This is a genomic window from Georgenia wutianyii (genome assembly GCF_006349365.1).
GTDB classification, from domain to species: Bacteria; Actinomycetota; Actinomycetes; order Actinomycetales; family Actinomycetaceae; genus Oceanitalea; species Oceanitalea wutianyii.
The window spans coordinates 748,720-774,416 of sequence record NZ_CP040899.1; the positions used below are offsets into that span (position 1 = coordinate 748,720).

Here is a 25,697-nt window from a genome sequence, read left to right on the forward strand (position 1 = left end):
TCGGCACAATGGAGTCCCTTGCTGCGGATGCGACCATAGTCGGCATGAACGCTCGAATTCTCGTGGTCGACGACGACACCGCGCTCGCCGAGATGATCGGGATCGTGCTCCAGGCCGAGGGGTACGAGACCGTCATGTGCCCTGACGGCGCCCAGGCGCTGGAGGTCTTCCGGACCCACGAGCCGGACCTCGTGCTCCTGGACCTCATGCTCCCGGGCATCGACGGCATCGAGGTCTGCCGCCTCATCCGCGCAGAGTCGGGCGTCCCCATCGTCATGCTCACCGCGAAGTCCGACACCATCGACGTCGTCGCCGGGCTCGAGGCGGGCGCCGACGACTACATCCCCAAGCCGTTCAAGCCCAAGGAGCTCGTCGCGCGCGTGAAGACCCGCCTGCGGCGCACGACGGCGCCGCAGACCGAGCGGCTGACCATCGGCGACCTCGTCATCGACGTCGCCGGCCACCAGGTGACGCGCGGGGACCAGAGCATCCCCCTCACCCCGCTGGAGTTCGACCTGCTCCTCGCCCTGGCCCGCAAGCCCTGGCAGGTCTTCAGCCGCGAGGTGCTCCTCGAGCAGGTCTGGGGCTACCGCCACGCCGCGGACACCAGGCTCGTCAACGTCCACGTCCAGCGCCTGCGCGCGAAGGTCGAGCAGGACCCCGAGAACCCCCAGGTCGTCGTGACCGTGCGCGGCGTCGGTTACCGAGCGGGCGCCACCCAGCGGTGACGGCGTGAGCACGACCGAGGGGAGGACGGCCTGGCCCGGTGGGTGGCTGGGCCGTGTCGTCGACCGCTGGCGCACCTCGCTGCGCCTGCGCGTGTCGATCACGACCGTCCTCGTCGGCGTCGCCGCCCTCGTCCTGCTCGGCGCGGTGGTGAGCGTGACGATCCGCGACGGCCTCTTCGAGGCGCGCCGTGACGAGATCATCGCCGACGCCGCCTCGCGCACCCGCTCCGCCCAGGAGCGCTTCGACGCCGCCATCGCCAACACCGGCCCGCAGGTCGAGCTGCTCGCCTCCGACCTCATCGCCGGCAGCCAGGGCACCGGCGGCGGCGTCGTCGGTGCGATGCTCCTGCGCAGCCCGGGGGAGACCTCCCAGGTGCTCATCAACGAGCTGGTGATGGACGAGCGTCTGCTCGACAAGACCGTCCTCACCAGCGAGCTGCGCAAGGCGGTCGCCGACGGCGGCCAGCACTGGCAGTCGATCTCGCTGCCCCTGGCGATGGGTGGCGGGCCCGGCATCATCGTCGGCTCGGAGGTCATCCTTCCGGTCGTCGGCACCCAGGAGCTGTACATCGTCTACTCCCTGCGGGCCGAGGAGGACACGCTCCGCCTCGTCATGCAGGTGCTCAGCGCCGGCGCCGGCGTCCTGCTCGTCTTCCTCGGCGCGATGACGTGGCTGTTCGCCCAGCGCGTCCTCGCGCCGGTGCGCCAGGCCGCCCGCAGCGCCGAACGGCTCGCCGACGGCCTGCTCGACGAGCGCCTCGAGGTGCTCGGCAACGACGAGATGGCCACCCTCGGCCGCAGCTTCAACGAGATGGCCGAGAGCCTCCAGGACCAGATCGAGCGCATGGCCGAGCTCTCCCGCCTCCAGCAGCGCTTCGTCTCCGACGTCTCCCACGAGCTGCGGACCCCGCTCACCACCATCCGGATGGCCAGCGAGGTCCTCCACGCGAGCCGGGACGCCCTCGACCCCGCCGCCCGACGCTCCGCCGAGCTCCTCCAGACCCAGCTCGACCGCTTCGAGCAGATGCTCGCCGACCTCCTGGAGATCAGCCGCTTCGACGCCGGGGCCGCCGTGCTCGACGTCGAGGAGCGCGACCTGCAGGACGTCGTCGCCCACGCCGTCGAGCTCGCGGCGCCGCTCGCCGAGCGCAGCGGCTCGACGATCACCGTCCACGGACCGGGTCGGCCCTGCACCGCCGACATCGACCCGCGCCGGGTCGACCGCATCATCCGCAACCTCCTCGTCAACGCGATCGAGCACGGCGAGAGCCGCCCGATCGACATCACCGTGGGCGTCAACGACACCGCGGTCGCCGTCGTCGTCCGCGACCACGGCACGGGGATGACCCCCGAGGCCGCGCAGCACGTCTTCGACCGGTTCTGGCGCGCCGACCCCGCCCGCGCACGCACCACGGGCGGCACCGGGCTGGGCCTGTCCATCTCCCTGGAGGACGCCCGGCTCCACGGGGGCACCCTCGAGGCGTGGGGCGAGCCGGGCGAGGGCGCCGCCTTCCGCCTGGTGCTGCCCCGCCGCGCGGGGCTCCTCGTCTCCGAGCCGCCGCTGCCGCTGCGCCCCGAGCGCGTCCCGGACGAGCCCGCCGAGGTGCGCGGCGGACCGGCGGCCGTGCCCGACCTCGAGAGCCTGGGAGGCCGCTGATGGGTCCTCTTCGCCGGCGCGCCGCCGCGCGCCTCGGGGCCGCCCTCGCGGCCGTCGCCCTCGTGCTCACCGGCTGCGTGAGCATCCCGGACTCCGGCCCGGTCAACGCCGCCGACGCCGCGCCCCCCGAGCGCAGCTCGGTCGCGCTCATCGCCTACGGCCCCACCCCGGACGCGACCGCCAACCAGATCGTCCAGGGCTTCCTGCGCGCCGTGGCCGCGGGCGGCAACGACGAGTTCGCCGTGGCCCGCGAGTACCTCGCCGGCCCGGCCGCCGAGACGTGGAACCCGCGGGCCCAGGTGCGTGTCTTCACCGCGCGCGACGTCACCTACTCCCAGAGCGAGGACGGGTCGGTGAGCGCCACGGCGACGGCGGCCGCGACCGTCGACGCGCAGGGCCGGTACACCGAGGCCGCACCCGACACGCCGCTCCAGCTCGACTTCACCCTCGCGCGCACCGACGAGGGCCAGTGGCGCATCGTCGACCTCGAGGACGGCATCCTCGTCTCGCCCGCGGTCTTCGAGAACCAGTACGACCCCTACCAGCTGTACTTCCTCAGCCCGGACAACGAGGCGCTCGTCCCCGAGACGCGCTGGTACCCCCAGCGCAGCGCCGCCTCCCTCATCGCGCGTCACCTGCTCGAGGGGCCCTCCTCGTGGCTCGCGGGCGGGGTGACCACGGCCGTGCCGACCGGTACCCGGCTCGCCGAGGGCTCGGTGAGCGTCGTCGACTCCGTGGCGCAGGTGGACCTGTCCTCCGAGGCGCTCGCGGCGGAGCCCGCCCAGCGCGCCCTCATGGCCGCCCAGCTCGAGGAGTCGCTGCGCACGGTGCCCGGCATCCAGTCGGTGACCCTCAGCGTCGGCGGGAACCCGCTGCCGCTCGAGGGGGACACGCCCGACCTCCTGCGCAACCCCTACATCACGGGCAACCCCGTGGTGGTCGCCGAGGGCCGGGCCCAGCGGTTCACCGGCTCCGAGCTCGTGCCGCTCGTCGGGGAGAGCCTGGCCACCGACCCGCGCATGCCCGCGCTCCCGTACGACGACGCCTCGGGCCGGGCGGTCGTCCTCGACGGCACCGACCGCCTCGTCAGCCTGCCCAACGAGCAGGACGGCGGCGCCGTGCTCACGACCGGGACGAACCTCGTCGCGCCGTCGATCGACCGGCACGGGTGGATCTGGACGACGCCGCGGGCGAGTGACGGGACGCTGCGGGCGGTGCTCCCCAACGGCACCGTCACCTCGGTGTCGGCGAGCTGGCTGGACGACGCGGACGTGCTCTCCCTGCGGGTCTCGCGCGACGGGACCCGGATCGTCGTCATCTGGCAGGCCGACGGGGTCTCCCGGATCGAGCTCGCCACGGTGCTGCGCGACAGCGACGGGCGCCCGCTCGCGGTCGGCGAGCCGGTCCGCGTGGGGGAGAGCGTGACGAGCGCGCTCGCCGCGGCCTGGGTCGACGAGCAGACGGTCGCGGTGCTCGGCTCGAGCGGCACCGACACGGCCATCGCCGTCCACCTCGTGACGATCGGCGGACCGACCGTCAAGCTTCCGTCGGTGAGCGGAGCGACCCGGGTGGCGGCCGCGACCGGTGACCGCACGCTCGTCGTCGGCACGGAGGACGGGCAGCTCTACGAGCGCAACGGCCTGGGCTGGACCCTCGCCACCACCGACGTCTTCGACCCCGCCTACCCCGGCTGACCCCACCCACCCGCGAGAGCCGACTTCCGCGCGAGAGCCGACTTCCGCGCGACAGCCGACTTCCGCGCGACAGCGGACTTCCGCGCGAGAGCCGACTTCCGCGCGAGAGCCGACTTCCGCACGACAGCGGACTTCCGCGCGACAGCCGACTTCCGCCACACGCCGGGCGTGCACGATCCGGCTCTCGCGGGACGGAGGCGGCGCGTCGTCCGCGAGCGACAGACACCGACGCCGCTCCCCGGACCCCCTCCGCGGCCCCGGCCACCACAGCCAGCGGGCCCGGGACGACGCGGTGAGGGGGACTGCCCCACGCTGGACGGCATGACGCCCGGCACCGCCCGTGCCCTCACCGAGGCGCTCGCGCTCGTCCTGCCGGCCGACTGCGCGGGCTGCGGAGCGTGGGACCAGGCGGTCTGCCCGCAGTGCCGCGGCCTCGTCTCCCGCACCCCGGTCCGCTGCGACGGGCAGGCGCCGATGCTCAGCCTCCCTGGCGACGCGGACGGGCTCCTTCCCGTCTGGTCGCTCGCCGACTACGCAGGACCGGTCCGCCGGCTCGTGCTCGCGTGGAAGCGGGCGGGCCGCGGCGACGTCGCCCGCGTCCTCCTCGCGCGCGCCCGGGAGGGGGCCCAGGTGTGGGCCCACGACCCCGACCTCGCCCTCGGCGACGGCAGCGGGGACGTCCTCGTCGTCCCCGCGCCGTCGGGGACGCGGCGCCGCCTGCGCGGGATGCTCGTCGTCGCCGACCTCGCCGACGCCGTCGCCGCGGGGATCGCCGCTTCGGGGACCCTGACCGCGGGGCGCACCGTCCGCTCGCTCGACGTGCTGCGGCGCTCCGGTGGCCGGGCCCACCAGTCCGGGCTGGGCGTGCGCGGGCGGGTCCGCAACCGGAGCACGGGCGTCCGGGTGCTCGCGGCGCCACCCGCGGGCGCCGTCGTCGTCCTCGTCGACGACGTCCTCACCACCGGCGCCACCCTCGCCGCCTGCAGCAGGGTCCTCGACGGCGCGGGAGCCAGGGTGGCCGGGGCCCTCGTCCTCGCCGCGACGCCACCGCCGGGCCGGACCGTCGGCGCCCGGGTGCCGTGACCCGTGCAGACCCGGGATGCCGGGCACAGCCGGTGTCCAGTAGGCGGACATTGCGCCACTCGGGACCAACATCGCGGGTGTCAGGCCGCGACCTCGACTAACGTTCCTGTATGGACGCACTCTCGCCCACCGGCCCGGCTCCGGGTGGTGGCGAGCTCCGAGGAGAGGAGGTGGCAGACATCTTCCTCACCCGCTGAGAGCGGGTCGCTGCAGAGACCGATTCGGTTTCACTTCTCTACGGAGGTCACCATGGATATTGCCGTTGTTGCCCGTAACACCGAGGTGGCGGACCGCTTCCGCGCCCACCTGGAGGACAAGCTCTCCAAGGTCGAGCAGCTCGCGCCCCGCGCGCGTCGCATCGAGGTGGAGATCACCAAGGAGCAGAACCCGCGGCTCGCCGACAGGGCAGAGCGCGTCGAGCTCACGGTGGTCGACCGGGGACCGACCATCCGTGCTGAGGCTGCGGCCGACGACAGGTACGCGGCCCTCGACCTGGCAACGACCAAGCTCATGGAGCGACTGCGTCGCGCACGCGACCGGCGCAAGAACCACCACCGCCGCGGTGGCGCCAAGCCGATCGCGGACTTCGAGGAGCTCGCACCGGAGCCGGTGGTGGAGGAGCTGCCCACCACCCCGACCCCGCCGACCGAGCCCGGGGAGGTCGTCGAGGCACAGCTGGGCGACTCGCCCGTCATCGTGCGCCAGAAGCTGCACGACACGCAGCCGATGAGCATCGACCAGGCGCTCTACGAGATGGAGCTCGTCGGTCACCCGTTCTACCTCTTCATCGACGAGGAGACCATGCAGCCCTGCGCCGTCTACCACCGGCACGGCTGGACCTACGGCATCATCCGACTGAACTACGAGGTCGCGGCCAAGGACGCCGCACTCTGAGTCCGACGGCGGGCCGCGGCACCACGCCGCGGCCCGCCGCGTACGCTCCCAGCGTGACGCGCACGCTGACCCTCGCCCAGGCACGGCGCACCGCGATCGCCGCGCAGGGGCTGGACCGTCCGCGCCCGGTCCAGGTGACGATGCGGCACGTCACCGGCACGATCGAGCGGCTCGGGCTGCTCCAGATCGACTCCGTCAACGTCCTGGCCAGGGCGCACCTCCTGCCGCTCTTCGCCCGCCTCGGCCCCTACGACACGACCCTGCTCGACCGGGCCGCCGGGCGTCACCCGCGGCGCGTCGTCGAGGCGTGGGCGCACGAGGCCTCCTTCGTCCCGGTGACGACCTACCCGCTCGTGGCCGGCACCCGGCGGCGGTGGGCGGGCATGGACCCGCTCGCCCTCGAGGAGCGCAACCCCGGCCTGCAGCGCCGCGTCCGCGACATCGTCGCCGCCCGCGGGCCGCTCACCGGTCGCGACGTCGAGGCGCTCGTGGACCCGCTGCACGCGGAACGCTCCGACGGCTGGGGGTGGCGGTGGAGCGCCGCCAAGGTCGCCCTGGAGACCCTGTTCGACGCCGGTGAGCTCACCGCGTCGTCGCGCAACGCGCAGTTCGAGCGGGTCTACGACCTCACCTCCCGCGTCCTGCCCGGGCACGTGCGCGACCAGCCGGCGCCGGACCCGCAGGACGCCGTCCGCGAACTCACCCGGATCGCGGCACGCGCCCACGGCGTCGGTACCGTCCGCTGCCTCGCGGACTACTTCCGGATCGGTCAGCGCGCTACCCGCCTCGCGATCGACGAGCTCGTCGAGGAGGGTGAGCTCGTGCCGGTCACCGTCCCCGGGTGGGGGCGGCCCGCCTGGCTGCACGTCGCCGCCCGTGTGCCCCGGCGCACGGCAGCCCGGGCCCTGCTCGCGCCGTTCGACCCGCTCGTGTGGGAGCGGCGCCGCGTGCTGGACCTGTTCGGGATGCACTACCGCATCGGCATCTACACCCCCGCCCACCGCCGCACGCACGGGTACTACCCGCTGCCGTTCCTCCTCGGGGAGCACCTCGTCGCCCGGGTGGACCTCAAGCACGACCGCGACGCCGGACTCGTGCGCGTCCGCGGTGCCTACGCCGAGGAGCCCGGCCCCGACGCCGCCGCGCGGGCGACGTGGCCGACGCCGCCGGACGTCGTTGCCGGGCTCGCGGCCGAGCTCGCGACGACGGCGCAGTGGCTCGGGGCGGGCGGGGTCGCCGTCGACGACGACGCCGAGGGAGACCTGGCGCGTCCGCTGCGGGCGGAACTGGACTGACTTCGACCGGGGCTGTGTGGCGCTTACCATGATGCGAGGTGTGCGCGCAGCCTGTGCGCCCGACGCCGTGCACCGGCGCCGACCGTCGAACGGGAGTAGAACCGCGTGGCTTCGATCCTCAGCAAGATCTTGCGCATGGGCGAGGGCAGGATCCTCAAGCAGCTCAGCGCGATCGCCGACCAGGTCAACGCCCTGGAGGAGAGCGTCACCGCCCTCAGCGACGCAGAGCTGCGCGCCGAGACCGACGCCTTCAAGGAGCGTCTCGCCGCCGGGGAGACGCTCGACGACATCCTCCCCGAGGCGTTCGCCGTCGTGCGCGAGGCCGCCCGCCGCACCCTGGGTCAGCGGCACTTCGACGTCCAGATCATGGGCGGCGCGGCCCTCCACCTGGGCAACATCGCCGAGATGAAGACCGGTGAGGGCAAGACGCTCGTCGCGACCCTCCCGGCCTACCTCAACGCGCTCACCGGCAAGGGCGTCCACGTCGTCACCGTCAACGACTACCTCGCCGGCTACCAGGCCGAGCTCATGGGACGCGTGTACCGCTTCCTCGGGCTCACCACCGGCGTTGTCCTCGCCGGCCAGAAGCCCGACGAGCGGCGCGCGCAGTACGCCGCCGACATCACCTACGGCACGAACAACGAGTTCGGCTTCGACTACCTGCGCGACAACATGGCGTGGTCGACCAACGAGCTCGTCCAGCGCGGCCACAACTTCGCCATCGTCGACGAGGTCGACTCGATCCTCATCGACGAGGCTCGCACCCCGCTCATCATCTCCGGCCCCGCCTCCGGTGACGCGAACAAGTGGTACGCCGAGTTCGCCCGCCTCGCCACGCGCCTCAAGCGCGACGAGGACTACGAGGTCGACGAGAAGAAGCGCACCGTCGGTGTGCTCGAGCCGGGCATCGAGAAGGTCGAGGACTACCTCGGCATCGACAACCTCTACGAGTCGCTCAACACCTCCCTCATCGGGTTCCTCAACAACGCGCTCAAGGCGAAGGAGCTCTTCAAGCGCGACAAGGACTACATCGTCACCAACGGCGAGGTCCTCATCGTCGACGAGCACACCGGGCGTGTGCTCGCCGGGCGGCGCTACTCCGAGGGCATGCACCAGGCCATCGAGGCCAAGGAGGGCGTGACGATCAAGGCGGAGAACCAGACGCTCGCCACGATCACGCTGCAGAACTACTTCCGCCTGTACGACAAGCTCTCCGGCATGACCGGTACGGCCGAGACCGAGGCCGCCGAGTTCTCCAGCACGTACCAGATCGGCGTCGTCCCGATCCCGACGAACCGCCCGATGCAGCGCATCGACCAGCCGGACCTCATCTACAAGAACGTCCAGGCGAAGTACAAGGCGATCATCGAGGACATCGCCGAGCGGCACGCCGCCGGCCAGCCGGTGCTCGTCGGCACGACGAGCGTGGAGAAGTCCGAGGTGCTGTCCGCGCTGCTCAAGCGCAAGGGCATCCCGCACGAGGTCCTCAACGCCAAGAACCACGCGCGTGAGGCGACCGTCGTGGCGATGGCCGGCCGCAAGGGCGCCGTCACCGTCGCGACGAACATGGCCGGTCGCGGTACCGACATCATGCTCGGTGGCAACGCCGAGCACATCGCCGTCGAGGCGATGCGTCAGCGCGGGCTGGACCCGGTCGAGGCCCCCGAGGAGTACGAGGCCGCGTGGCCCGAGGTCCTCGAGGAGGCCAAGCGCTCGGTCGCGGCGGAGCACGAGGAGGTCGTCGAGCTCGGCGGCCTGTACGTCCTGGGCACCGAGCGCCACGAGTCCCGCCGCATCGACAACCAGCTGCGTGGCCGCTCCGGCCGTCAGGGTGACCCGGGTGAGTCCCGGTTCTACCTGTCGATGGAGGACGACCTCATGCGGCTGTTCAACTCCGGGCTCGCGCTGCGCGTCATGGACAGCGCCTCCTACCCCGACGACATGCCGCTCGAGGCGAAGATGGTCTCCCGTGGCATCGCCTCGGCGCAGGCGCAGGTCGAGGGCCGCAACTTCGAGATCCGCAAGAACGTCCTCAAGTACGACGACGTCCTCAACCGCCAGCGCACCGTCGTCTACGAGGAGCGCCGCCGGGTGCTCGACGGTGAGGACCTGCAGGAGCAGGTCCAGGGCTTCATCGACGACGCCGTCGGCTCGCTCGTCACCGAGTTCACCCAGGCGCCGGACGCCACGACGTGGGACCTGGACGCCCTGTGGACCGAGCTCAAGCGGATCTACCCGGTGTCCATCACCGTCGAGGACGTCGTGGAGGAGGCCGGCGGCCAGAACCGCCTCACCACCGACATGCTCCTGGAGGAGGTCCGCTCCGACATCCACCTCGCCTACGAGCGCCGGGAGGAGGAGCTGACGCCGGACATCATGCGGCAGCTCGAGCGCCGCGTCGTGCTCTCCGTGCTCGACCGCAAGTGGCGCGAGCACCTCTACGAGATGGACTACCTCAAGGAGGGCATCGGGCTGCGCGCCATGGGGCAGCGTGACCCGCTCGTGGAGTACCAGCGCGAGGGCTACCAGCTCTTCCAGGCCATGAACGAGGCCATCAAGGAGGAGTCGGTCAGCTACCTGTTCAACCTCGAGGTCAAGGTCCAGCAGCCCGACGGCAGCGACGGCCAGGGTGCGGTGACGGCCGACGCCGCCGCGCAGGCCGCGGCCGGTGCTCGCCTCGGTGCCACCGCCACCGCCGCCGGGGACGGCGAGGCGACCCCCGCGGCGGCCGCAGCCCAGTCCGGCGGGCGACGGGTGGGCGCCAAGTCGGTGACGGCGAACCGGTCGGGCGCCACGCTCGCCACCGCCGCCCGCGAGGCGGCGGCCCGGCAGGGTGACGCGCAGAGCGCGCCCGCGACGGCGTTCGGCGGCGGCCCGCAGATCGTCGGGCTCGAGGAGCCGCAGCGTCCCACGGCCCTCACCTACTCCGCGCCGTCGGCCGACGGCGACGCCCGCCCCTCGGTGCGCACCGAGGGCGGCAAGGGTCGCGCCGCGGGCAGCGGCGAGACGGCCGCGCAGGCCGCGGCCGCGGGTGGCAGCAACCGTGAGGCCCGCCGCAAGGCCGCGAAGGTGACCAAGAAGCGGCGCTGACGGGACGGGCAGATGCACGGGGCGCCGGGCGAGCATGGGAGACCATGCGCGCCCGGCGCCCTCGTCTCTGCCCCCGGTGGCCCACCGCACAGGGCCGACGGAATAGACCCAGGGGTGACCGGGTTGGGACGGCTGTACATGCAAACGCATCGACTGAGGAGCTGACGCCACCATGCAGTTCGGAATCTTCACGGTCAGTGACGTCACGACCGACCCGACGACCGGGCGCACGCCCGACGACACCGAGCGCGTGCGGTCGATCCTCACGATCGCGCAGCACGCCGACGAGGCCGGCCTCGACGTCTTCGCCACCGGCGAGCACCACAACCCGCCCTTCGTCGCCTCCTCGCCGACGACGCTGCTCGGCTACCTCGCGGGCACGACGAAGAACATCGTCCTGTCCACGGCGACGACGCTCATCACGACGAACGACCCGGTGAAGATCGCGGAGGACTACGCGATGCTCCAGGTCATCAGCAACGGCCGGATGGACCTCATGATGGGGCGCGGCAACACCGGCCCCGTCTACCCGTGGTTCGGCAAGGACATCCGCCAGGGCGTCAACCTCGCCATCGAGAACTACGCGCTGCTGCGCCGGCTGTGGGACGAGGAGGTCGTGGACTGGCAGGGCAAGTTCCGTACCCCGCTCCAGGGCTTCACCGCCACGCCCCGCCCGCTCGACGGCGTCGCGCCCTTCGTGTGGCACGGGTCCATCCGCACCCCCGAGATCGCCGAGCAGGCCGCGTACTACGGCGACGGCTTCCTCCACAACAACATCTTCTGGCCCATGGAGCACACGGCCCGGATGGTCGAGTACTACCGCCGGCGCTACGAGCACTACGGCCACGGCCGCGCCGACCAGGCGATCGTCGGCCTCGGCGGACAGTTCTTCGCACGGAGGAACTCCCAGGACGCGTGGAACGAGTTCCGCCCGTACTTCGACAAGGCCCCGGTCTACGGCCACGGGCCCACGATGGAGGACTTCACCCGCGAGACGCCGCTGACCGTGGGCTCCCCGCAGCAGGTCATCGACCGGTACGCCGCGATGCGCGACGTCGTGGGGGACTACCAGCGTCAGCTCTTCCTCATCGACCACGCCGGTCTGCCGCTCAAGACGGTCCTCGAGCAGATCGACATCCTCGCCGAGGAGATCGTCCCGGCGCTGCGCGCCGAGCTCGAGTCCAAGCGGCCCGCGCACGTGCCCTCCGACCCGCCGAGCCACGCCGAGCGCGTCGCCAAGGCGCGGGCCGCCGGCACGGCCCAGGACCAGCACGTGGCCGGGGAGGACCGCTGGACCGGTCGCACCGCCGAGGACGACGTCGCGCAGCCCGCGGGCCGCGGCGCAGCCTTCGGGCTGTGAGAGGAGCAGACATGAGCACGCGCACCATCGCCGTCGTCTCGGCCGGTCTCGGCCGCCCGTCCGCCACCCGGCTGCTCGCCGACCGGCTGGCGCAGGCGACGACCGACGCGCTCGCGGAGCGAGGCGTCACCGCCGAGGTCGTCACCTACGAGCTGCGGAGCCTCGCGCACGAGATCACCGACGCCATGCTCGCCGGCTTCCCCTCCGGGGAGCTGCGGACGGCGCTGGAGACGGTCGCCCGGGCCGCCGGCGTCATCGCCGTCACCCCGATCTTCACGACGAGCGCGTCCGGGCTGTTCAAGTCCTTCGTCGACGTCGTGGACAAGGACGCGCTGCGGGGGACGCCCGTGCTCATCGGCGCCACGGGCGGCACGCCCCGCCACTCCCTCGCCACCGAGTACGCGATCCGGCCGCTGTTCACCTACCTGCACGCCGACACCGTCACCACGGCGGTCTTCGCCGCCACCGACGACTGGGCGGGGGAGGCGGACGACGTCAACCCGCTGCCCGAGCGCATCCGCCGGGCCGGCGTCGAGCTGGCCGAGAAGGTGGTCGCGCGCCCTGAGCGGTCGGGGGCGGCCGACGGCTTCGACGCGACCCCCGACTTCGCCTCGCTCCTCGACCGCCTCTGACGGTCGCGCCGCGTGCCCCGGGGTCCTGTGGCCCGGGCCACGCGGCGGACGTCGGCTGTGCGGAAGTCGGCTGTCGGGAGGAAGTCGGCTGTCGGGCGGAAGTCGGCTGTCGGGGCGGGGGTGGTCAGCCGATCTCGAGGGCGGTGGCGCGCCAGCGGCCGCGGTGGCACTCCACCCGGACTGCGGCCGCCCGGATCCGCACGCCGTCGTGGACGACGACGGCGGCCTCGTGGACCCCGGGCCGCACCTGCGTGCAGCGCACCCGCCGCACCCGGGCGCACAGCGCGGGGTCCGGCCGCCCGAGGACCCGCACGGCCAGGCCGGCGCGCCGGGCGAGCTGGTCGTACAGCTCGGCGGACAGCCACCGGGTGAGCTGGGCGGTGGGCCGGCTGCCGGTGAGCACCTCGACAGCTGCCCGCACGAGGGTCGCCGCCCACGGGGCGACCGGGGGGAGCTGGTCGAGGTCCGGCTCGGTCTCCGGCTCGACGGCCCCGGGCTCCGTCTCGGCGCTGAAGCGCACCCTGTCCCAGGGGCGGGCGCCGTCCGGTGGTCGGCTGGTCGGGGCGTGGCGGGGGGCGAGGGTGGTGGGAGCGGTCATGGCACGTCCTTCGGTTCGGGGGCCTGGAGCAGCTGGCCCGGGTGGATGAGTCCGGGGTCGGCGCCGACGACGTCGCGGTTGGCCTCGTACCAGCGAGGCCACTCCGCGGCGACGTCCGCCACCGTGGCGCCGGGGCCCAGGTGGCGGGCGGCCACCGCCCACAGCGAGTCGCCCGGCCGGACGACGTAGGACTCGTCCGCGAGGTCGGTGTGCGCGGCCGGCGCGCTGACGGGGGCGGCGACGCCAGGAGGGGCCGTGGCCCCTGGCGCCGAGGTGGCCTGCGCCGCTGGTGGCCAGGCTGCTGCGGGCTCGCTCGGCGCAGGTGTGGCGGGGTGCGTTGGGCCTTCGTCCTGCGGGACCGGTTCACCGTCCGGCTCGGAGGCGCCGTCGTCCGTGGGGGGTGCGGACGACGGCGCCTCCGAGCCGCCGGGGAGGGTCTGGGTGACGACGGTGCCCGGGCGCAGGTCCTGGGGCACGACGTCCTCGGGCGCGGCCGTCGCGGGCAGCGCGCCGAGGCTGATCCCGGCTCCGGCGACCACCGCGCACCGCACCGCGGGTGCCCCGTAACGCCGGACGGCGGCGGCGAGAACCGCGGCGAGCCGAGGCGCCCTCCGCGAGAGTCGCGCCGCGTCGGCCAGCGCCGCCGCGCTCGCGGAGAGGGCGTACCACGCCGCGACGAGCGTGCCGGTGGCCGCCGCCCCGAGCGCGACCGCCTCGTCCACCCCGCCGACGCCGCCGGCGAGCAGAGCGGCCGTGTGCTGGGCCAGCAGCGCCGCGCCGACGGCGCCGAGTGCCGCGACGAGCACGAGGCGGAGCAGTCCCATGTTGGCCCCTGATGAGTGCGGTTGATGTCGTTTGACAGCGTTTGATGTGCTGTGGCTCACATGTGTACGCCCAGCGGGAGAGGTTGTCCAGGGCGGGGCCGGAACCTGTGGACGCGACGGGCGGCGGCACTACCGTGGGGCGATGCGCTGGGAGTCCCTCTTCGACGACCTCGAGAGCCAGTTCGCCCACGCGGAGCGCAGGCTCCAGGACGACGAGGTGCTCGACCTCGCCGAGGCCGAGCTCGCGCAGGTCTCCCTCGCGGACCGTTTGCGTGCGTGCCTGGGCGGGCAGCTCACCGTCCGCCTGCGCGACGGCAGCGACGTCGCCGGCACGGTCGTGGACGCCGCCGTCCAGTGGCTGCTCCTGGCCGACGGCGGACGGCGCGTGCTCGTCCCTGCCTCGGCCGTGGCGGCGGTGCGCTCACTGGGTCACGCGGCTCCGGAGGCGCCCGTCGTCGAGCGGCGGCTGCGCCTCACCCATGTGCTGCGCGCACTGGCGCGGGAGGAGGTGCCCGTCGTCGTCCGCACGACGGCGGGGGACTACGCGGGGCGGCTCGTCCGGGTGGCGGCGGACCACGTCGAGCTCGACGACGGCGTCGCCCTCGCGCTCGCCCACGTCCTCACGGTGCGCACGGCACCGGTCAGTCGCTGAGCTCCTGCCCGCCCGCCACGGCGGAGCGGGTCTTGGCGTACTGGCGCTGGATGTAGTCCTCGAGGACGACGGCCTCCACGCGCCACATGCCGCGGCCACCCACCTGGATGGCCGGCAGCTCGCCAGTGCGCACGAGCGTGCGCGCCTGCGCGACCGAGATGGACAGCTCCTCCGCGACGTCGGCGAGGGTGAGGAAGCGAGCCATGGGCACAGTGTCTCACCGTGCCCGTCGGCACGGCCGCAGCCTGTGGACGGTGTCCCGGGCCGGAATTCCTGTGGAGAACGCGCACGCGGGCCGAGCCGAGCGGGCACCATGGGCCCAAGCACGGGAGGGAGTGCGATGAGCGACGACGGCGTGCAGCGGCTGCGGAGGCCCACCTGGCGTGACCCGCGGCTCGGGGTGGGGGTCCTCCTCGTCGCCGCGTCGGTGACGCTCGGCAGCTGGGCGGTGGCCCGGGCGGACCGGACGACGGAGGTCCTCGTCGCCGTCGAGACCCTGGCCCCGGGGGACCTCCTGTCCGCCGCCGACCTGCGCCCCCACGCCGTGCGGCCCGACGGCCTGGGCGACACCTACCTCGCCGCCGGCGCCGACCTGCCCGCCGACGCCGTCGTCACCCGCGTCGTCGGGGCCGGGGAGCTCGTCCCGGCCTCGGCGGTGGGCAGCGCCGCCGACGTCGCGCTGCGCCCCGTCGTCGTGTCGATGCCAGGCCCGCCCCCGAGCGGCGTCGCCAAGGGCGCCGTCGTCGACCTGTGGCACACCGCCGTGGCCGCGACCGGGCTCGAGGCGCAGCCCGAGGAGCCCCGGCTGCTCGCCGAGCGGCTCGTCGTCTCCGACCTCCTCGAGGCCGACTCGCTGTTCGCCGCCGCGGGCGGATCGGCCGTGCAGGTCCTCGTCACGCAGGACGACCTGCCCGACGTGCTCGCGGCCGTCGCCGGGGACGGGGAGATCGTCGTCGTGCCGGTCCCGGGCGCGGGCCCGTGACCGCGGGGGTCCTGCTCGCGCTCACCGGACCGGAGGAGGCCGAGCTGGTCTCCCTCCTCGACGCCCCGGACACCGGGCTGCGGGTGGTGCGGCGGTGCGCCGACGTGCCGGAGGTGCTCGCCGCCGGACTCGCGGGCCTCGGCTCCCTCGCCGTCCTGTCCGCCGACCTCCCCGACCTCGACCGCCCGGTCCTCCGTCAGCTCGCCGCGGCAGGCGTGCGCACCGTCCTCGTCGCCGCGCCGGTGGACACGGCCCGGTGCCGCGCGCTCGGGGCGACGGCGGTGGTCGCGGCGGAGGACGGCGCGCAGGAGTGGGCGCGCGTCGTCGGCGACCTCGTCCACAGCGAGCCGGCGGCCGACCCGGTCGAGGAGGAGCCACCACCGCCCGCTCCGGCGACGACGGGCCGGCTCGTCGTCGTCTGGGGGCCGCGCGGCTCCCCGGGACGCACGAGCATCGCCGTCAACCTCGCCGCCGAGCTCGCCGCCCACGAGCCCACGCTCCTCGTGGACGCGGACACCGAGGCCCCGAGCGTCACGCAGGTCCTCGGGGTGCTCGACGAGACGGCGGGCATCGCCGCGGCGGCTCGGCTGGCCGGCGACGGTCGGCTCGACGCCGGGACGATGCGGGGCGTGACCCGCCGGCTGGGGGAGCGGTTGAGGCTCCTCACCGGCCTCACCCGGGCCGACCGCTGGCGCGAGCTGCCCGCGGCCTCCCTCGACGTCGTGTGGGAGCAGGCGCGGGAGACGGCGGCGTGGGTCGTCGTCGACGTCGGCGCCGGCATCGACGAACCGGTGGGCGGGCTCGGTGCACCGCGGCGGCACCAGGCGGCGCTGTCGGCGCTCGCGGCCGCGGACGTCGTCGTCGTGGTCGGTGCGGCCGAGCCGGTGGGGATGCACCGGCTCGTCACGGCGCTGCAGGAGCTCTCCGACGCCCAGGTCTGCGCGCCCCACGCGAGCCGGGTGGTCGTCGTCAACCGGGTGCGCGGCTCGGCCGCCGGCGCCAACCCGGAGCAGGCCGTCGTGGAGGCCCTCGCCCGCTTCGCCGGGGTGATGGACCCGCTGCTCGTGCCGGACGACCGGGCGGCCCTGGACCGGGCGGTCCTCCAGGGAGCCACGCTCGCCGAGGTCGCCCACGGCAGCCGGGCGCGGTCGGCGGTCCAGGAGCTCGCCGGGCGCCTCACCGGGGCCCCGGAACGCGCCCGCCGCGGGCGACGGGTGCTGCGGCGCGCGGTCCGCTGAGCGGCGTCCCCCGGCGCGGGATGCCCGGATCTCCCGGCGTCGTGGGCAACAATGTCGCCATGCGGATCTACCTGCCGGCCACGAGTGCCGACCTCAGCCGCCCGGCCGGGGTCCCGCCGCGCTGGGGGCACGCCGTCACCACCGAGCTGCGCCGCGCGCTGCCCGAGGAGGACGACGAGGGCCTGGAGGCCGGAGCCCTGCTCGCCGCGGCCGACGAGAGCATCGCCCACCTGCGTGCCGCGTCCTCCGCGCTCCCGCGCCGGGTGGTCCTCGCGGCCGACGTCCCGGACGCCACCGTCGTCGTGCCCGAGCGTGCGCGCCCGTGGAGCGAGGGGGACGACCAGCTGCCCAGTGCCGTCGAGGTCCGGGCCACGGTCCCGTGGGACGCCGTCGTGAGCATCCACGTCGACGACGCCGACGCCGAGCCCGACGTCGCCGCTGCGCTCACCGACGACGAGGCGATCGACAAGGCCGCCGAGCACGACCTCCTGTGGCACGACATCGTCGAGCGCGAGGCGCTCGCGCGCGAGCTCAAGGGCTGAGCGCGGCTCAGGCCCGCACGGTGAGGGTCGAGGCGCCCGAGGGCAGGCGCCGCACCTCGATGCGCTCGGCGATCCGGTCCTTGAGCTCGCTCACGTGGCTGACGATCCCCACGGCGCGGCCCCCGGCCTGCAGCCTGCTGAGCTCACCGAGCACCCCGTCCAGGGTGTGCGGGTCGAGCGAGCCGAAGCCCTCGTCGACGAACAGCGTGTCCAGCGAGATTCCGCCGGCCTCGCTGGTGACGACGTCCGCCAGCCCGAGCGCCAGGCACAGCGAGACGTAGAACGTCTCCCCGCCGGACAGGGTGTGCGGGTCGCGGGAGGCCTCGGTGACGTGATCGTGGACGGCCAGGCCGAGACCGGCCTTGCGTGAGCGGCCCTCGCGCTCGTCGATGCGGCGCAGCTCGTAGCGGCCGTCGGACATGACGGTGAGGCGGTCGTTGGCGGCGGCGACGACGTCCTCGAAGCGGCGGAGCAGGACGTAGGTCGAGAGCGTCGTGGCGCGCGCGTTGCCCTCCCCGGCGGCGGCGAGCTCGCCCATGCGCAGCACGGGGGCGGTGCGCTCGGTGAGCGTCCGGTGCGCGTCGAGGACGCCGGTGAGCGAGACCCGGCAGCGGCTCAGCCGGGCCACGGCGTCCCTCGCCCGCCCTGCCTCCTCTGTGGCGGCGATGAGCGCCGTGTGGCGCTCGGCGTGGGCGGCGGTGGCCGCCTCGAGGGCGGGCACCTCCGCGCCGGTGAGCGCGGCGACCTGCGGCTCGGTGAGGCCGTCCCGGACGCGGGCGGCGGCGGAGTCGTGCTCGGTGACCGCACGCTCCAGCTCGGCGGTCCGGGTGGTGCTGCGGTGGGCGAGGGTCGCCGCGGCGGCGTCGGGGAAGCCGGTCTCCTCCAGCGCCCGCTCGAGCGCTGCGACGGCGTCCTCGCGGCGCCGGCGGGCCTCGTGCTGGGCCTGACGGGCAGTGACGATCCGGCGGGCGGCGGAGAGACGCTCGTCGAGCCGGTGGGCCCGGGCCGTGACGGTCGGGGCGTCCGCGGCGGCGCGGCGGCAGCGGGCGTGGTCGGCCTCGAGCGACGTGCGGAGACCGCGCAGGTGCTCCGTGGCCGCCGCGACGGCGGTCTCCTCCCGGGCGGCCTGCTCGCGCAGGCGCTCGGTCTCCTCGTCGAAGGCGGCGAGCTCGGCCCGGCGGAGCTCGGCGAGCCGGACGGCCTCACGGGCGTCGGCGAGGTCGGCCTGGGCGATGGTCAGCGCCTCCTCCGCGGCGGGGAGCGGCTGCCCACCGGAGGCGTCCTCGGCGGCGCGCAGCCGTGCCTGTGCGCGGGCGACCTCCTCCCGCGCCGCGGCGAGCGCGGCCTCTGCCCGCTGCCGCCCGGTGGCGGCGGCCTCGACGTCCTCCTCGGTGGCGTGCTCGGGGGAGCGGGGCGCGGGGGCGGGGTGCTCGGTCCCGCCGCACACGGCGCAGGGAGTGCCGGGGACGAGCTCGGCCGCCAGGCTGCCCGCCATGCCGGCGATCCAGCGACGGCGCGCGGCGTGCTCCGCGTCGAGTGCCTCGCCGGCCGCCTTGGCGGCGACGGTGACCGCCGCCTGCGCCGAGGCGAGCTCACCGCGCCGTGCCTCGGCGTCGCGGGCGGCGTCCCGGACCGCGCGCCGGGTGGTGACGGCAGCCTCGGCCGCGGGCACGCTCAGGGCGGTGCGCTGGATGTGGTCGAGGGCGATCTCCAGGCGCCGGCGCTCCTCGGGCCGGGCGGTGAGGGCGGTACACCGCTCGGTGAGCGCGGTCCGCCGACGGTCGAGGTCGGTCTCCTCGCGGGTCAGCGCGGCCTCCCGGGCAGGAAGGCCCGCCTCGAGGTCGACGAGGTCGACGAGGCCGCCGCGCTCCCCGGTGAGCTGGTCGAGCAGGGCACGCAGCCCGGTGAGCTCGAGCTCTCCGAGGTCGGAGTCCGGCCCGGCGCTGACTGCGCCGCACACGTCCTCCACGGTTGCCCGGGCGCGCTCCACCGCCTCCTGCGCCTCGGCCTGGGCCCTGAGCGCGCCTGCGGCCACGGCGGCCCGGCGGGCGGCCGCGAGCTCCTCACGCTGCGCCGCGACCGCGGGCTCCCGCTCGGCGAGGGCGGCCTGCTCGGTCAGCAGCCGGGCCCGCCGCTCGACGAGCCGCTCGAGCTCGCGCTGGGCGTCCACGGCACGTCGGGCCTCCTCCTCGGCGACCCGCTCGGCCTCCTGACGGGCGGCGGCGCGGGCGAGCTCCTCCTCGGCGTGGGCGACGACCTGCGCCGCGGCCGACTCCAGGGCGGTGGCGTCGAGCTCCTCGGCAGCCCGGGTGAGCTGCTCGCCGGCGGGGTCGCCGTCGGGGAGCAGGTGGACGAGGCTCGCGGTGGCCGTGGTGACGTCCTGCTTGGCGGCCGCGACCTCGCGTCTCGCCTCGCGCGCCATGTCGACCAGCTGCTCCTGGACCCGCTGGTAGACCTCGGTGCCGAAGACGTCCTGGAGGACGGCGGCGCGCTCGTCCGGCTTGGCCCGCAGGAACGTGGAGAACCGGCCCTGGGGCAGGACGACGGTCTGGCTGAACTGGACCCGGTCGAGGCGCACGATGCGGCGGACCTCGGTGCCGACCTCCTGCGTGGTCGTGGCCACCGGCTCACCGGCGTCGTCGGTCACGGACTCCAGGCGCCACAGCCGGGCGGTCGCGTTCTGCCGGGTGGTGCCCTCCCCGCGACGCTTCGGGCGGGCGTAGGCCGGGGTGCGGCGGACCCGGAAGATGCCCTCGCCGGTGGAGAAGACGACCTCGACGACCGGCTCGGCGCCCGGGGCGTGGGCCGAGGGCAGGCGGTCGTCGCGGGCGGGGGAGCCGAGGGTGCCGTACAGGCCGAAGGTGATCGCGTCGATGAGGGTGGACTTGCCCGCCCCGGTGGGTCCCTCGAGAAGGAACAGCCCGCCGGCGGAGAGCTCGTCGAAGTCGACCTCGTGGCGCCCGGGGAACGGGCCGACTGCCTCCACGGTGAGGTGGTGGATGCGCATCAGGCGCTCCTCTCCGCGGCGAGCGCGGCCTCGTAGGCCTGCCGCAGCACCGCGCTCTCGGCCCCCGTCGGCGCGGCGCCGGTGACGTCCTGGACGAACTCGGCGGCGACCTCGAGGGGGTCGCGCGCGGCGGTCACCGCCCGCGCCGGGCCACCGGTCAACGGGGTGGTCGGCCGGTGCTGGACGACGAGCGCGTGCGGGAAGCGCGCCTTGACCCGGGCGTAGAGGTCCCGCGGGCGCACGGTGTCGGTGACCGCGACCCGCACCCAGTCCTCCGCCTGACCGTCGAAGGCGGGGGAGAGGAGCTGGTCCAGGGTGCCGGTGGCCTCCGAGAGCCGGCGCGGGCAGGGAGTGGGCACGAGCTCGACGTGCTCGACGCCGGTGGGCCCGAGGTCCAGGAGCACGCTGGACTTCGCGTGGTTCATCTCGGAGAAGGAGTAGGCGAGGGGGGACCCGGAGTAGCGGGCGAGCGGACCGGGCCGCTGGGGGGCGAGCCCCGGCCCGACACGCTGCGGCCCGTGGAGGTGACCGAGGGCGAGGTAGTCCGGGTTCTCCTCACCGCTGCGGGTGAGGACACCGAGCGGGACGCTGTCGACGCCGCCGACGCGGATGTCGCGCTCGGACTCCGAGGGCTGCCCGCCGACGACGAACGCGTGCGCCATGAGGACGGCGGGCGTGCGCTCGCCGCCGGCCCGGCGGGCGGTGAGGTCGGCCCGCACCCGCCGCATCGCGGCGGCGGCGACCGCCTCGTGCGACCGGGCGGGCACGAGCGGCACGCCGGCGTCGTCGGTCTCCGGGCCCGCGAGGCGGTGGCGGGTGGTGTCGGGGTCGAGGTAGGGCAGGGCGTAGACCAGCGCGCCGCTCTCACCGTCGGCGGCGGGCAGCGCGAGGGGGACGGCGAGGTCCTCCACCCGGGAGCGCACGGCGAGCCGGTCGCGGAACATCGCGGCGCCGAACCCCAGGCGGGTGGCGGAGTCGTGGTTGCCGGGGGTGAGGACGACGCGGGCCAGCCCGGTGAGGCGCAGCAGCGCGTCGTCGAGGAGGTCGACGACGCCGACGGGCGGGATGGCACGGTCGTAGACGTCGCCGGCGACGAGCACGGCGTCGACCCTCTCCCGGCGCACGACCTCGACGAGGTGGTCGAGGAACGCAGCCTGGTGCGCCACGAGGTCGACCCCGTGGAGCGTGCGCCCGAGGTGCCAGTCGGACGTGTGCAGGATGCGCATGTCCCGACGGTAACCGCCGCCTCCGACATCGCCGTGGAGGCCGGGCGGGGACGGGCCGGGGTCAGCGGCGCGGGCCGCGCTCCGCCGAGGCGGTCAGGCCGGGCTCGCCCCGTGGCGGCGGGCGACGTCCCCGAGGACGACGGCGAGCTCGCGCGGGCGCGACCACATCGGCCAGTGGCTCGTCGGCAGGTCGACCCACTCGACGTTGCGCAGCTCGCGGATCCCGGCGAGCCAGCCAGCCTCCTCCTGCTCGGCGTAGGCGCGGTACTGCTCGGCGGGGAAGCTCGTGCAGATGATCGTCGTCGGCACGTCCCGGCGGGAGTCGTCGCGCAGCTCGACGGCCTCGCGGACGACGCCGCCGGGCTGGGGCACGGCCCGCTCCTGGAACGTCGCGAGCTGTTCGGGGCTCAGGCCGTCGAGGTTCTCCTCGGCGGACAGCGAGGCCCAGTCCATCGGCAGCTCGCCCCCGGTGAAGCCCGGGTCCATGGCACCGATCCCGGGCGCGGTGTCGACGTAGACCATGGCGGCGACCCGGCCGGCGAGGCGGTCGCTGGCGGCGTAACCGGAGAACCCGGTGCCGCTGTGGACGGCGAGCACCGGCGGGCTGTCGGAGGCCTCGACCGCGGCGCAGATCGCGGCGACGTGGTCCTCGGCGGTCACGTCCGCCCGGTCCTGCGCGTCGGGGGACAGGCCCGGCAGGGTGAGCGCCCGGACGTCGCAGCCCGCGGCGCGCAGCTCGGCGGCGACCTCGTCCCACGCCCACGCCCCGAGCCAGAACCCGGGGACGAGGATGACCGGCGCCGGGGCCGTTGACGTGCTCTGGGACATGGCGGTCTCCGCTCGTCGTCGTGCTCCGGAGCCTAGTGCGCCCGGTCCGGCCCGGCCAGGGCGGGCGGGTGCCCTCCGCGCTCAGTCCTGCTGCGCGGTGAGCATCTCCAGCACCTCGTCGTGGAGCAGCCCGTTGGTGGCCACGGCGTTGCCACCGAACGGCCCCGGTGCGCCGAACAGGCTGGTGAAGCGGCCCCCGGCCTCGGTGACGATCGGGACGAGCGCGGCCATGTCGTAGGTCTCGAGCTCGGGCTCGGCGGCGAGGTCGACCGCACCCTCGGCCACGAGCATGTAGGACCAGAAGTCGCCGTAGGCCCGGGTGCGCCAGCACCGCTGGGCCAGGCCCAGGAAGGCGCGCAGCCGACCTTCCTCCGCCCAGCCGTCGAGGGAGGAGTAGCTGAGCGAGGCGTCCTCGACCCGTGAGACGCTCGAGACGTGGAGGCGGCGCGCGGAGGACAGCGACCGTCCGGTCCAAGCCCCGGAGCCGAGGGTGGCCCACCAGCGGCGGCCGAGCGCCGGGGCCGACACGAGACCGAGGACGACCTCGTCGTCCTCGACCAGGCCGATGAGCGTGGCCCACACCGGCACCCCGCGGACGAAGTTCTTCGTCCCGTCGATCGGGTCGATGATCCACTGTCGGGGCGAGTGCCCCGTGCTGCCGAACTCCTCCCCGAGCACGGAGTCGCGCGGCCGGGTGCGCCCGAGCTGGGAGCGGACGAGCGCCTCGGCACTGCGGTCGGCGTCGGAGACCGGCGTGAGGTCCGGCTTGGTCTCGACGACGAGGTCGAGGGCCTGGAACCGGCTCATCGTCTGGGCGTCGACCTGGTCGGCGATGACGTGGGCCAGGCGCAGGTCGTCGTCGTATCGGAGGCGGGACGTCGGCATGTGTCCACGCTAGCCGTGCGGCGGCGGCCGGGAAGTGAAGCGCGCCGGGAGGCGGGCGGTCAGGACTCGGGCGCGTCCGGGCTGGTGCGGGCGGTGAGCAGCCGCCGGAAGGACTCCAGGCGGGCGGCGCCCGCAGGCCCGGCGTCCCCGCGCTCCACCCACGCGTCGAGCTCGCAGTCCAGCGCGCCGGCCTCGTGGGGGCAGCCGCGCGGGCACTCGGCGGACACGGCCGCGAGGTCGGGGAAGGCCTGCAGGAGGTCGTCCGGACCGACGTGCGACAGTCCGAAGGAGCGCACGCCGGGGGTGTCGATGACCCACCCGCCGCCGGGCAGCTCGAGGGCCACCGCGTTGCTCGACGTGTGCCGCCCCCGTCCCGTCACGAGGTTGACCTCGCCGGTGGCGCGGCCCGCGCCGGGCACGAGCGCGTTGATGAGGGTGGACTTGCCGACCCCGGAGTGTCCGACGAGCACAGACTCGTGGCCGGTGACGACGTCGCGCACCTCCTCCAGGCCGCGGACCTCGCCGTCGACGACGGAGGTGATGACCGCGGTGACCTCGAGGGCGGCGTACTGCGCGAGGAAGGGCGCCGGGTCGGCGAGGTCGGCCTTGGTGAGGACGAGGACCGGCTCCATCCCGGCGTCGTAGGCCGCGACGAGGCAGCGGTCGACCATCCGCGGACGCGGCGGCGGGTCGGCGAGCGCGGTGACGATGAGCAGCCGGTCGGCGTTGGCGACGATGACGCGCTCGACCCCGGCGGCCTCGCTGTCCTCGGCGGACCGGCGCAGGGCGGTGCTCCGCTCCTCGACGCGCACGATGCGGGCGAGGCTGCCCGGCCGCCCGCTCGTGTCACCGACGATGCCCACCCGGTCACCGACGACGACGGCGTTGCGGGCGCCGCGCCCGAGCTCGCGGGCCTTCATCGCCACGAGGCGGGTGCCGTCGTCGGCGAGGAGGGTGTAGCGGCCGCGGTCCACCCCGAGGACGCGCGCGGTCGTCGCGTCGTCGTGCTGGGGACGTACCTTGGTGCGCGGGCGCGAGCCCCGCTTGGACGGGCGGACGCGGACGCGCTCGTCGTCCGTGCCGATGTCCCGCGACCGGCTCATCGTCCCCGCCTCAGCCCCGTCCGCCCGTCGCGACCATGTCGGTCCACATGCGGGTGAAGTCGGGCAGTGTCTTGGCGGTCGTCGCGACGTCGACGACCTCGACGCCGGGCACGCGCAGGCCGACGACGGCGGCGAAGGTCGCCATCCGGTGGTCGTGGTAGGTCTCCAGGCGCGCCGGGCGCAGCGGCCCGGGCTCGATCTCCAGACCGTCCTCGGTCTCGCGGGCGTGCGCGCCGAGCCGGTTGATCTCGGTCGTGAGGGCGGCGAGCCGGTCGGTCTCGTGGCCGCGCAGGTGAGCGATGCCGCGCAGGCGGCTCGGCCCGTCGGCGAGCGTGCACAGCGCCGCGATGGTGGGGGTGAGCTCACCGGCGTCGTGGAGGTCGACGTCGATCGGGTCGATGGCGCCGGTGCCGGCGACGGTGAGCCCGGCCGGGCCGAGCTCGACGGAGGCGCCCATGCGCACGAGGAGGTCGCGCAGCCGGTCGCCGGCCTGGGAGGTGTGCGTCGGCCAGCTCGGCACGCGCACGCGGCCACCCGCGACGAGCGCGGCGGCGAGGAACGGTCCGGCGTTGGACAGGTCGGGCTCGACGGGGACGATCCCGCCGGCCACCGGGCCGGGGTGGACCACCCAGCGGGCCGGCTCGCCGTCCTCGCCGACGGTGACGTCGACGACGACGCCGCGCTCGCGCAGCACCTCGACGGTCATCGCGGCGTGGGGCTGGCTCGGCATCGGGCCGGTGCGGCGCAGGTCCAGGCCCTGCTCGAGGGCGGGGGCGACGAGCAGCAGGCCGGAGACGAACTGGCTCGAGGCGCTCGCGTCCACCTCGACGACGCCACCGGGCAGGCCGCCGGTGCCGTGGACGGTGAAGGGCAGCGCGGCGCGACCGTCATCGTCCACCTGGGCGCCGAGGTCGCGCAGTGCCTCGATGAGCGCGCCCATCGGGCGCACGCGGGCCTGCGGGTCGCCGTCGAAGGTCACCGTGCCGTCGGCCAGCGCCGCCAGCGGCGGCACGAAGCGCATGACGGTGCCGGCGAGGCCGCAGTGGACCTCGGCGGGGCCGCGCAGGGGCGCGGGGTCGATGAGGAGGTCGGGCCCGTCGACGGCGGGACGGCCGTCGGAGTCCACGTTCTCGATACGGACGCCGAGGGCGCGCAGCGCCTCGACCATGAGCGCGGAGTCGCGCGAGTGGAGGGGGCGGCGCAGCTGCGTGGGCTCGGCGGCGAGCGCGGCGAGCGGCAGGTACCGGTTGGTGAGCGACTTCGATCCGGGGACCGGCACGACGGCGTCGAGCGGCCCGGCGGCGACGGGCGCCGGCCAGGCGAGGTCGGGCGTGGTCTGGGTGGGCATGCTCCCGAGGGTAGCGGGCCGCCCTGGGACG

At 74.9% G+C, this 25,697-nt stretch carries 22 protein-coding genes; 13 read left to right on the forward strand and 9 right to left on the reverse strand.

Annotated elements, in window-relative coordinates; translation table 11 throughout:
* The first annotated feature begins 44 nt into the window (after positions 1-44).
* From mtrA to FE251_RS03305, 9 genes are all read left to right on the forward strand, one after another.
* On the forward strand, positions 45-728 hold the full coding sequence (gene mtrA, locus FE251_RS03265; protein WP_139071174.1) for an MtrAB system response regulator MtrA: 684 nt from the start codon (positions 45-47) through the stop codon (positions 726-728).
* Positions 729-732: 4 nt separating this feature from the next.
* Positions 733-2,385 carry an MtrAB system histidine kinase MtrB gene (mtrB, locus tag FE251_RS03270; protein WP_139071173.1) on the forward strand — a complete coding sequence of 551 codons (1,653 nt, stop codon included), beginning with the start codon at positions 733-735 and terminating at the stop codon, positions 2,383-2,385.
* Positions 2,385-4,079, forward strand: coding sequence for an LpqB family beta-propeller domain-containing protein (locus FE251_RS03275; RefSeq protein WP_139947848.1), 1,695 nt, complete (start codon positions 2,385-2,387; stop codon positions 4,077-4,079). The genes mtrB and FE251_RS03275 overlap by 1 nt, the downstream gene beginning before the upstream one ends.
* Positions 4,080-4,400: 321 nt before the next feature.
* Positions 4,401-5,162 (forward strand): ComF family protein, encoded by a 762-nt coding sequence (locus FE251_RS03280; RefSeq protein ID WP_139071171.1) that lies wholly within the window; start codon positions 4,401-4,403, stop codon positions 5,160-5,162.
* Positions 5,163-5,411: 249 nt separating this feature from the next.
* Positions 5,412-6,056, forward strand: coding sequence for a ribosome hibernation-promoting factor, HPF/YfiA family (hpf, locus tag FE251_RS03285; protein WP_139071170.1), 645 nt, complete (start codon positions 5,412-5,414; stop codon positions 6,054-6,056).
* 53 nt (positions 6,057-6,109) lie between these two features.
* Positions 6,110-7,351 carry a winged helix-turn-helix domain-containing protein gene (locus FE251_RS03290; RefSeq protein ID WP_230976525.1) on the forward strand — a complete coding sequence of 414 codons (1,242 nt, stop codon included), beginning with the start codon at positions 6,110-6,112 and terminating at the stop codon, positions 7,349-7,351.
* A gap of 105 nt (positions 7,352-7,456) precedes the next feature.
* Complete coding sequence (secA, locus tag FE251_RS03295; RefSeq protein ID WP_139947850.1) at positions 7,457-10,441, forward strand: preprotein translocase subunit SecA; 2,985 nt, start codon at positions 7,457-7,459, stop codon at positions 10,439-10,441.
* A gap of 172 nt (positions 10,442-10,613) precedes the next feature.
* Positions 10,614-11,801, forward strand: coding sequence for an LLM class flavin-dependent oxidoreductase (locus tag FE251_RS03300; RefSeq protein WP_139071037.1), 1,188 nt, complete (start codon positions 10,614-10,616; stop codon positions 11,799-11,801).
* An 11-nt stretch (positions 11,802-11,812) separates the two neighbouring features.
* Positions 11,813-12,433, forward strand: coding sequence for a CE1759 family FMN reductase (locus FE251_RS03305; RefSeq protein WP_139947852.1), 621 nt, complete (start codon positions 11,813-11,815; stop codon positions 12,431-12,433).
* Positions 12,434-12,557: 124 nt separating this feature from the next.
* Here FE251_RS03305 and FE251_RS03310 read toward each other — a convergent pair whose 3' ends face one another.
* Together FE251_RS03310 and FE251_RS03315 are read right to left on the reverse strand one after the other, a co-directional pair.
* The gene (locus FE251_RS03310; protein ID WP_139947854.1) at positions 12,558-13,031 is read right to left on the reverse strand and encodes an Rv3235 family protein; all 474 of its coding nucleotides are present in this window, start codon (positions 13,029-13,031) and stop codon (positions 12,558-12,560) included.
* Entirely contained in the window at positions 13,028-13,855 is an 828-nt protein-coding gene (locus tag FE251_RS03315) for a LysM peptidoglycan-binding domain-containing protein (RefSeq protein WP_139947856.1), read from the reverse strand. The genes FE251_RS03310 and FE251_RS03315 overlap by 4 nt, the downstream gene beginning before the upstream one ends.
* Before the next feature lie 142 nt (positions 13,856-13,997).
* Here FE251_RS03315 and FE251_RS03320 point away from each other — a divergent pair, with 142 nt between their 5' ends.
* On the forward strand, positions 13,998-14,507 hold the full coding sequence (locus FE251_RS03320) for a hypothetical protein (RefSeq protein WP_139073482.1): 510 nt from the start codon (positions 13,998-14,000) through the stop codon (positions 14,505-14,507).
* Here FE251_RS03320 and FE251_RS03325 read toward each other — a convergent pair.
* Complete coding sequence (locus FE251_RS03325; RefSeq protein ID WP_176554785.1) at positions 14,497-14,712, reverse strand: helix-turn-helix domain-containing protein; 216 nt, start codon at positions 14,710-14,712, stop codon at positions 14,497-14,499. The two genes, FE251_RS03320 and FE251_RS03325, sit on opposite strands and share 11 nt — an antisense overlap.
* 135 nt (positions 14,713-14,847) lie before the next feature.
* On the opposite strand from FE251_RS03325, the gene FE251_RS03330 reads away from it, so the two are divergent.
* The 3 genes from FE251_RS03330 to FE251_RS03340 are packed head-to-tail and all read left to right on the forward strand — an operon-like array spanning position 14,848 to position 17,269.
* Entirely contained in the window at positions 14,848-15,489 is a 642-nt protein-coding gene (locus FE251_RS03330) for an SAF domain-containing protein (protein ID WP_139073484.1), read from the forward strand.
* A complete protein-coding gene (locus FE251_RS03335; RefSeq protein ID WP_139947858.1) occupies positions 15,486-16,727 on the forward strand; it encodes a nucleotide-binding protein in 1,242 nt (413 codons plus the stop codon). The genes FE251_RS03330 and FE251_RS03335 overlap by 4 nt, the downstream gene beginning before the upstream one ends.
* A 59-nt stretch (positions 16,728-16,786) precedes the next feature.
* Positions 16,787-17,269, forward strand: a complete 483-nt coding sequence (locus tag FE251_RS03340) for a DUF6912 family protein (RefSeq protein WP_139073486.1) — start codon at positions 16,787-16,789, stop codon at positions 17,267-17,269.
* A 7-nt stretch (positions 17,270-17,276) separates the two neighbouring features.
* On the opposite strand, the gene FE251_RS03345 is transcribed toward FE251_RS03340, so the two are convergent.
* The 6 genes from FE251_RS03345 to aroA form a co-directional block, all read right to left on the reverse strand.
* Positions 17,277-20,276, reverse strand: a complete 3,000-nt coding sequence (locus FE251_RS03345) for an AAA family ATPase (protein ID WP_139947860.1) — start codon at positions 20,274-20,276, stop codon at positions 17,277-17,279.
* The gene (locus FE251_RS03350) at positions 20,276-21,502 is read right to left on the reverse strand and encodes an exonuclease SbcCD subunit D (RefSeq protein WP_139947862.1); all 1,227 of its coding nucleotides are present in this window, start codon (positions 21,500-21,502) and stop codon (positions 20,276-20,278) included. Before FE251_RS03350 ends, FE251_RS03345 begins: the two co-directional genes overlap by 1 nt.
* A 93-nt stretch (positions 21,503-21,595) precedes the next feature.
* Positions 21,596-22,330: an alpha/beta fold hydrolase gene (locus tag FE251_RS03355; protein ID WP_139947864.1), complete on the reverse strand. Its 735-nt coding sequence runs from the start codon at positions 22,328-22,330 to the stop codon at positions 21,596-21,598.
* A gap of 81 nt (positions 22,331-22,411) precedes the next feature.
* The gene (gene hisN / locus FE251_RS03360) at positions 22,412-23,215 is read right to left on the reverse strand and encodes a histidinol-phosphatase (RefSeq protein ID WP_139947866.1); all 804 of its coding nucleotides are present in this window, start codon (positions 23,213-23,215) and stop codon (positions 22,412-22,414) included.
* A 59-nt stretch (positions 23,216-23,274) separates the two neighbouring features.
* Complete coding sequence (gene rsgA / locus FE251_RS03365; protein ID WP_139073491.1) at positions 23,275-24,318, reverse strand: ribosome small subunit-dependent GTPase A; 1,044 nt, start codon at positions 24,316-24,318, stop codon at positions 23,275-23,277.
* A 10-nt stretch (positions 24,319-24,328) separates the two neighbouring features.
* Complete coding sequence (gene aroA, locus FE251_RS03370; RefSeq protein WP_139073492.1) at positions 24,329-25,666, reverse strand: 3-phosphoshikimate 1-carboxyvinyltransferase; 1,338 nt, start codon at positions 25,664-25,666, stop codon at positions 24,329-24,331.
* Positions 25,667-25,697: the final 31 nt, after the last annotated feature.

Bases quoted from the DNA above. Each gene is read 5' to 3' on its own strand.
- mtrA (WP_139071174.1), top strand. From the start codon at position 45: ATGAACGCTCGAATTCTCGTGGTCGACGACGACACCGCGCTCGCCGAG.
- FE251_RS03275 (WP_139947848.1), top strand. From the start codon at position 2,385: ATGGGTCCTCTTCGCCGGCGCGCCGCCGCGCGCCTCGGGGCCGCCCTC.
- FE251_RS03280 (WP_139071171.1), top strand. From the start codon at position 4,401: ATGACGCCCGGCACCGCCCGTGCCCTCACCGAGGCGCTCGCGCTCGTC.
- hpf (WP_139071170.1), top strand. From the start codon at position 5,412: ATGGATATTGCCGTTGTTGCCCGTAACACCGAGGTGGCGGACCGCTTC.
- FE251_RS03300 (WP_139071037.1), top strand. From the start codon at position 10,614: ATGCAGTTCGGAATCTTCACGGTCAGTGACGTCACGACCGACCCGACG.
- FE251_RS03305 (WP_139947852.1), top strand. From the start codon at position 11,813: ATGAGCACGCGCACCATCGCCGTCGTCTCGGCCGGTCTCGGCCGCCCG.
- FE251_RS03310 (WP_139947854.1), bottom strand. From the start codon at position 13,031: ATGACCGCTCCCACCACCCTCGCCCCCCGCCACGCCCCGACCAGCCGA.
- FE251_RS03315 (WP_139947856.1), bottom strand. From the start codon at position 13,855: ATGGGACTGCTCCGCCTCGTGCTCGTCGCGGCACTCGGCGCCGTCGGC.
- FE251_RS03320 (WP_139073482.1), top strand. From the start codon at position 13,998: ATGCGCTGGGAGTCCCTCTTCGACGACCTCGAGAGCCAGTTCGCCCAC.
- FE251_RS03325 (WP_176554785.1), bottom strand. From the start codon at position 14,712: ATGGCTCGCTTCCTCACCCTCGCCGACGTCGCGGAGGAGCTGTCCATC.
- FE251_RS03330 (WP_139073484.1), top strand. From the start codon at position 14,848: ATGAGCGACGACGGCGTGCAGCGGCTGCGGAGGCCCACCTGGCGTGAC.
- FE251_RS03340 (WP_139073486.1), top strand. From the start codon at position 16,787: ATGCGGATCTACCTGCCGGCCACGAGTGCCGACCTCAGCCGCCCGGCC.
- FE251_RS03345 (WP_139947860.1), bottom strand. From the start codon at position 20,276: ATGCGCATCCACCACCTCACCGTGGAGGCAGTCGGCCCGTTCCCCGGG.
- FE251_RS03350 (WP_139947862.1), bottom strand. From the start codon at position 21,502: ATGCGCATCCTGCACACGTCCGACTGGCACCTCGGGCGCACGCTCCAC.
- FE251_RS03355 (WP_139947864.1), bottom strand. From the start codon at position 22,330: ATGTCCCAGAGCACGTCAACGGCCCCGGCGCCGGTCATCCTCGTCCCC.
- hisN (WP_139947866.1), bottom strand. From the start codon at position 23,215: ATGCCGACGTCCCGCCTCCGATACGACGACGACCTGCGCCTGGCCCAC.
- rsgA (WP_139073491.1), bottom strand. From the start codon at position 24,318: ATGAGCCGGTCGCGGGACATCGGCACGGACGACGAGCGCGTCCGCGTC.
- aroA (WP_139073492.1), bottom strand. From the start codon at position 25,666: ATGCCCACCCAGACCACGCCCGACCTCGCCTGGCCGGCGCCCGTCGCC.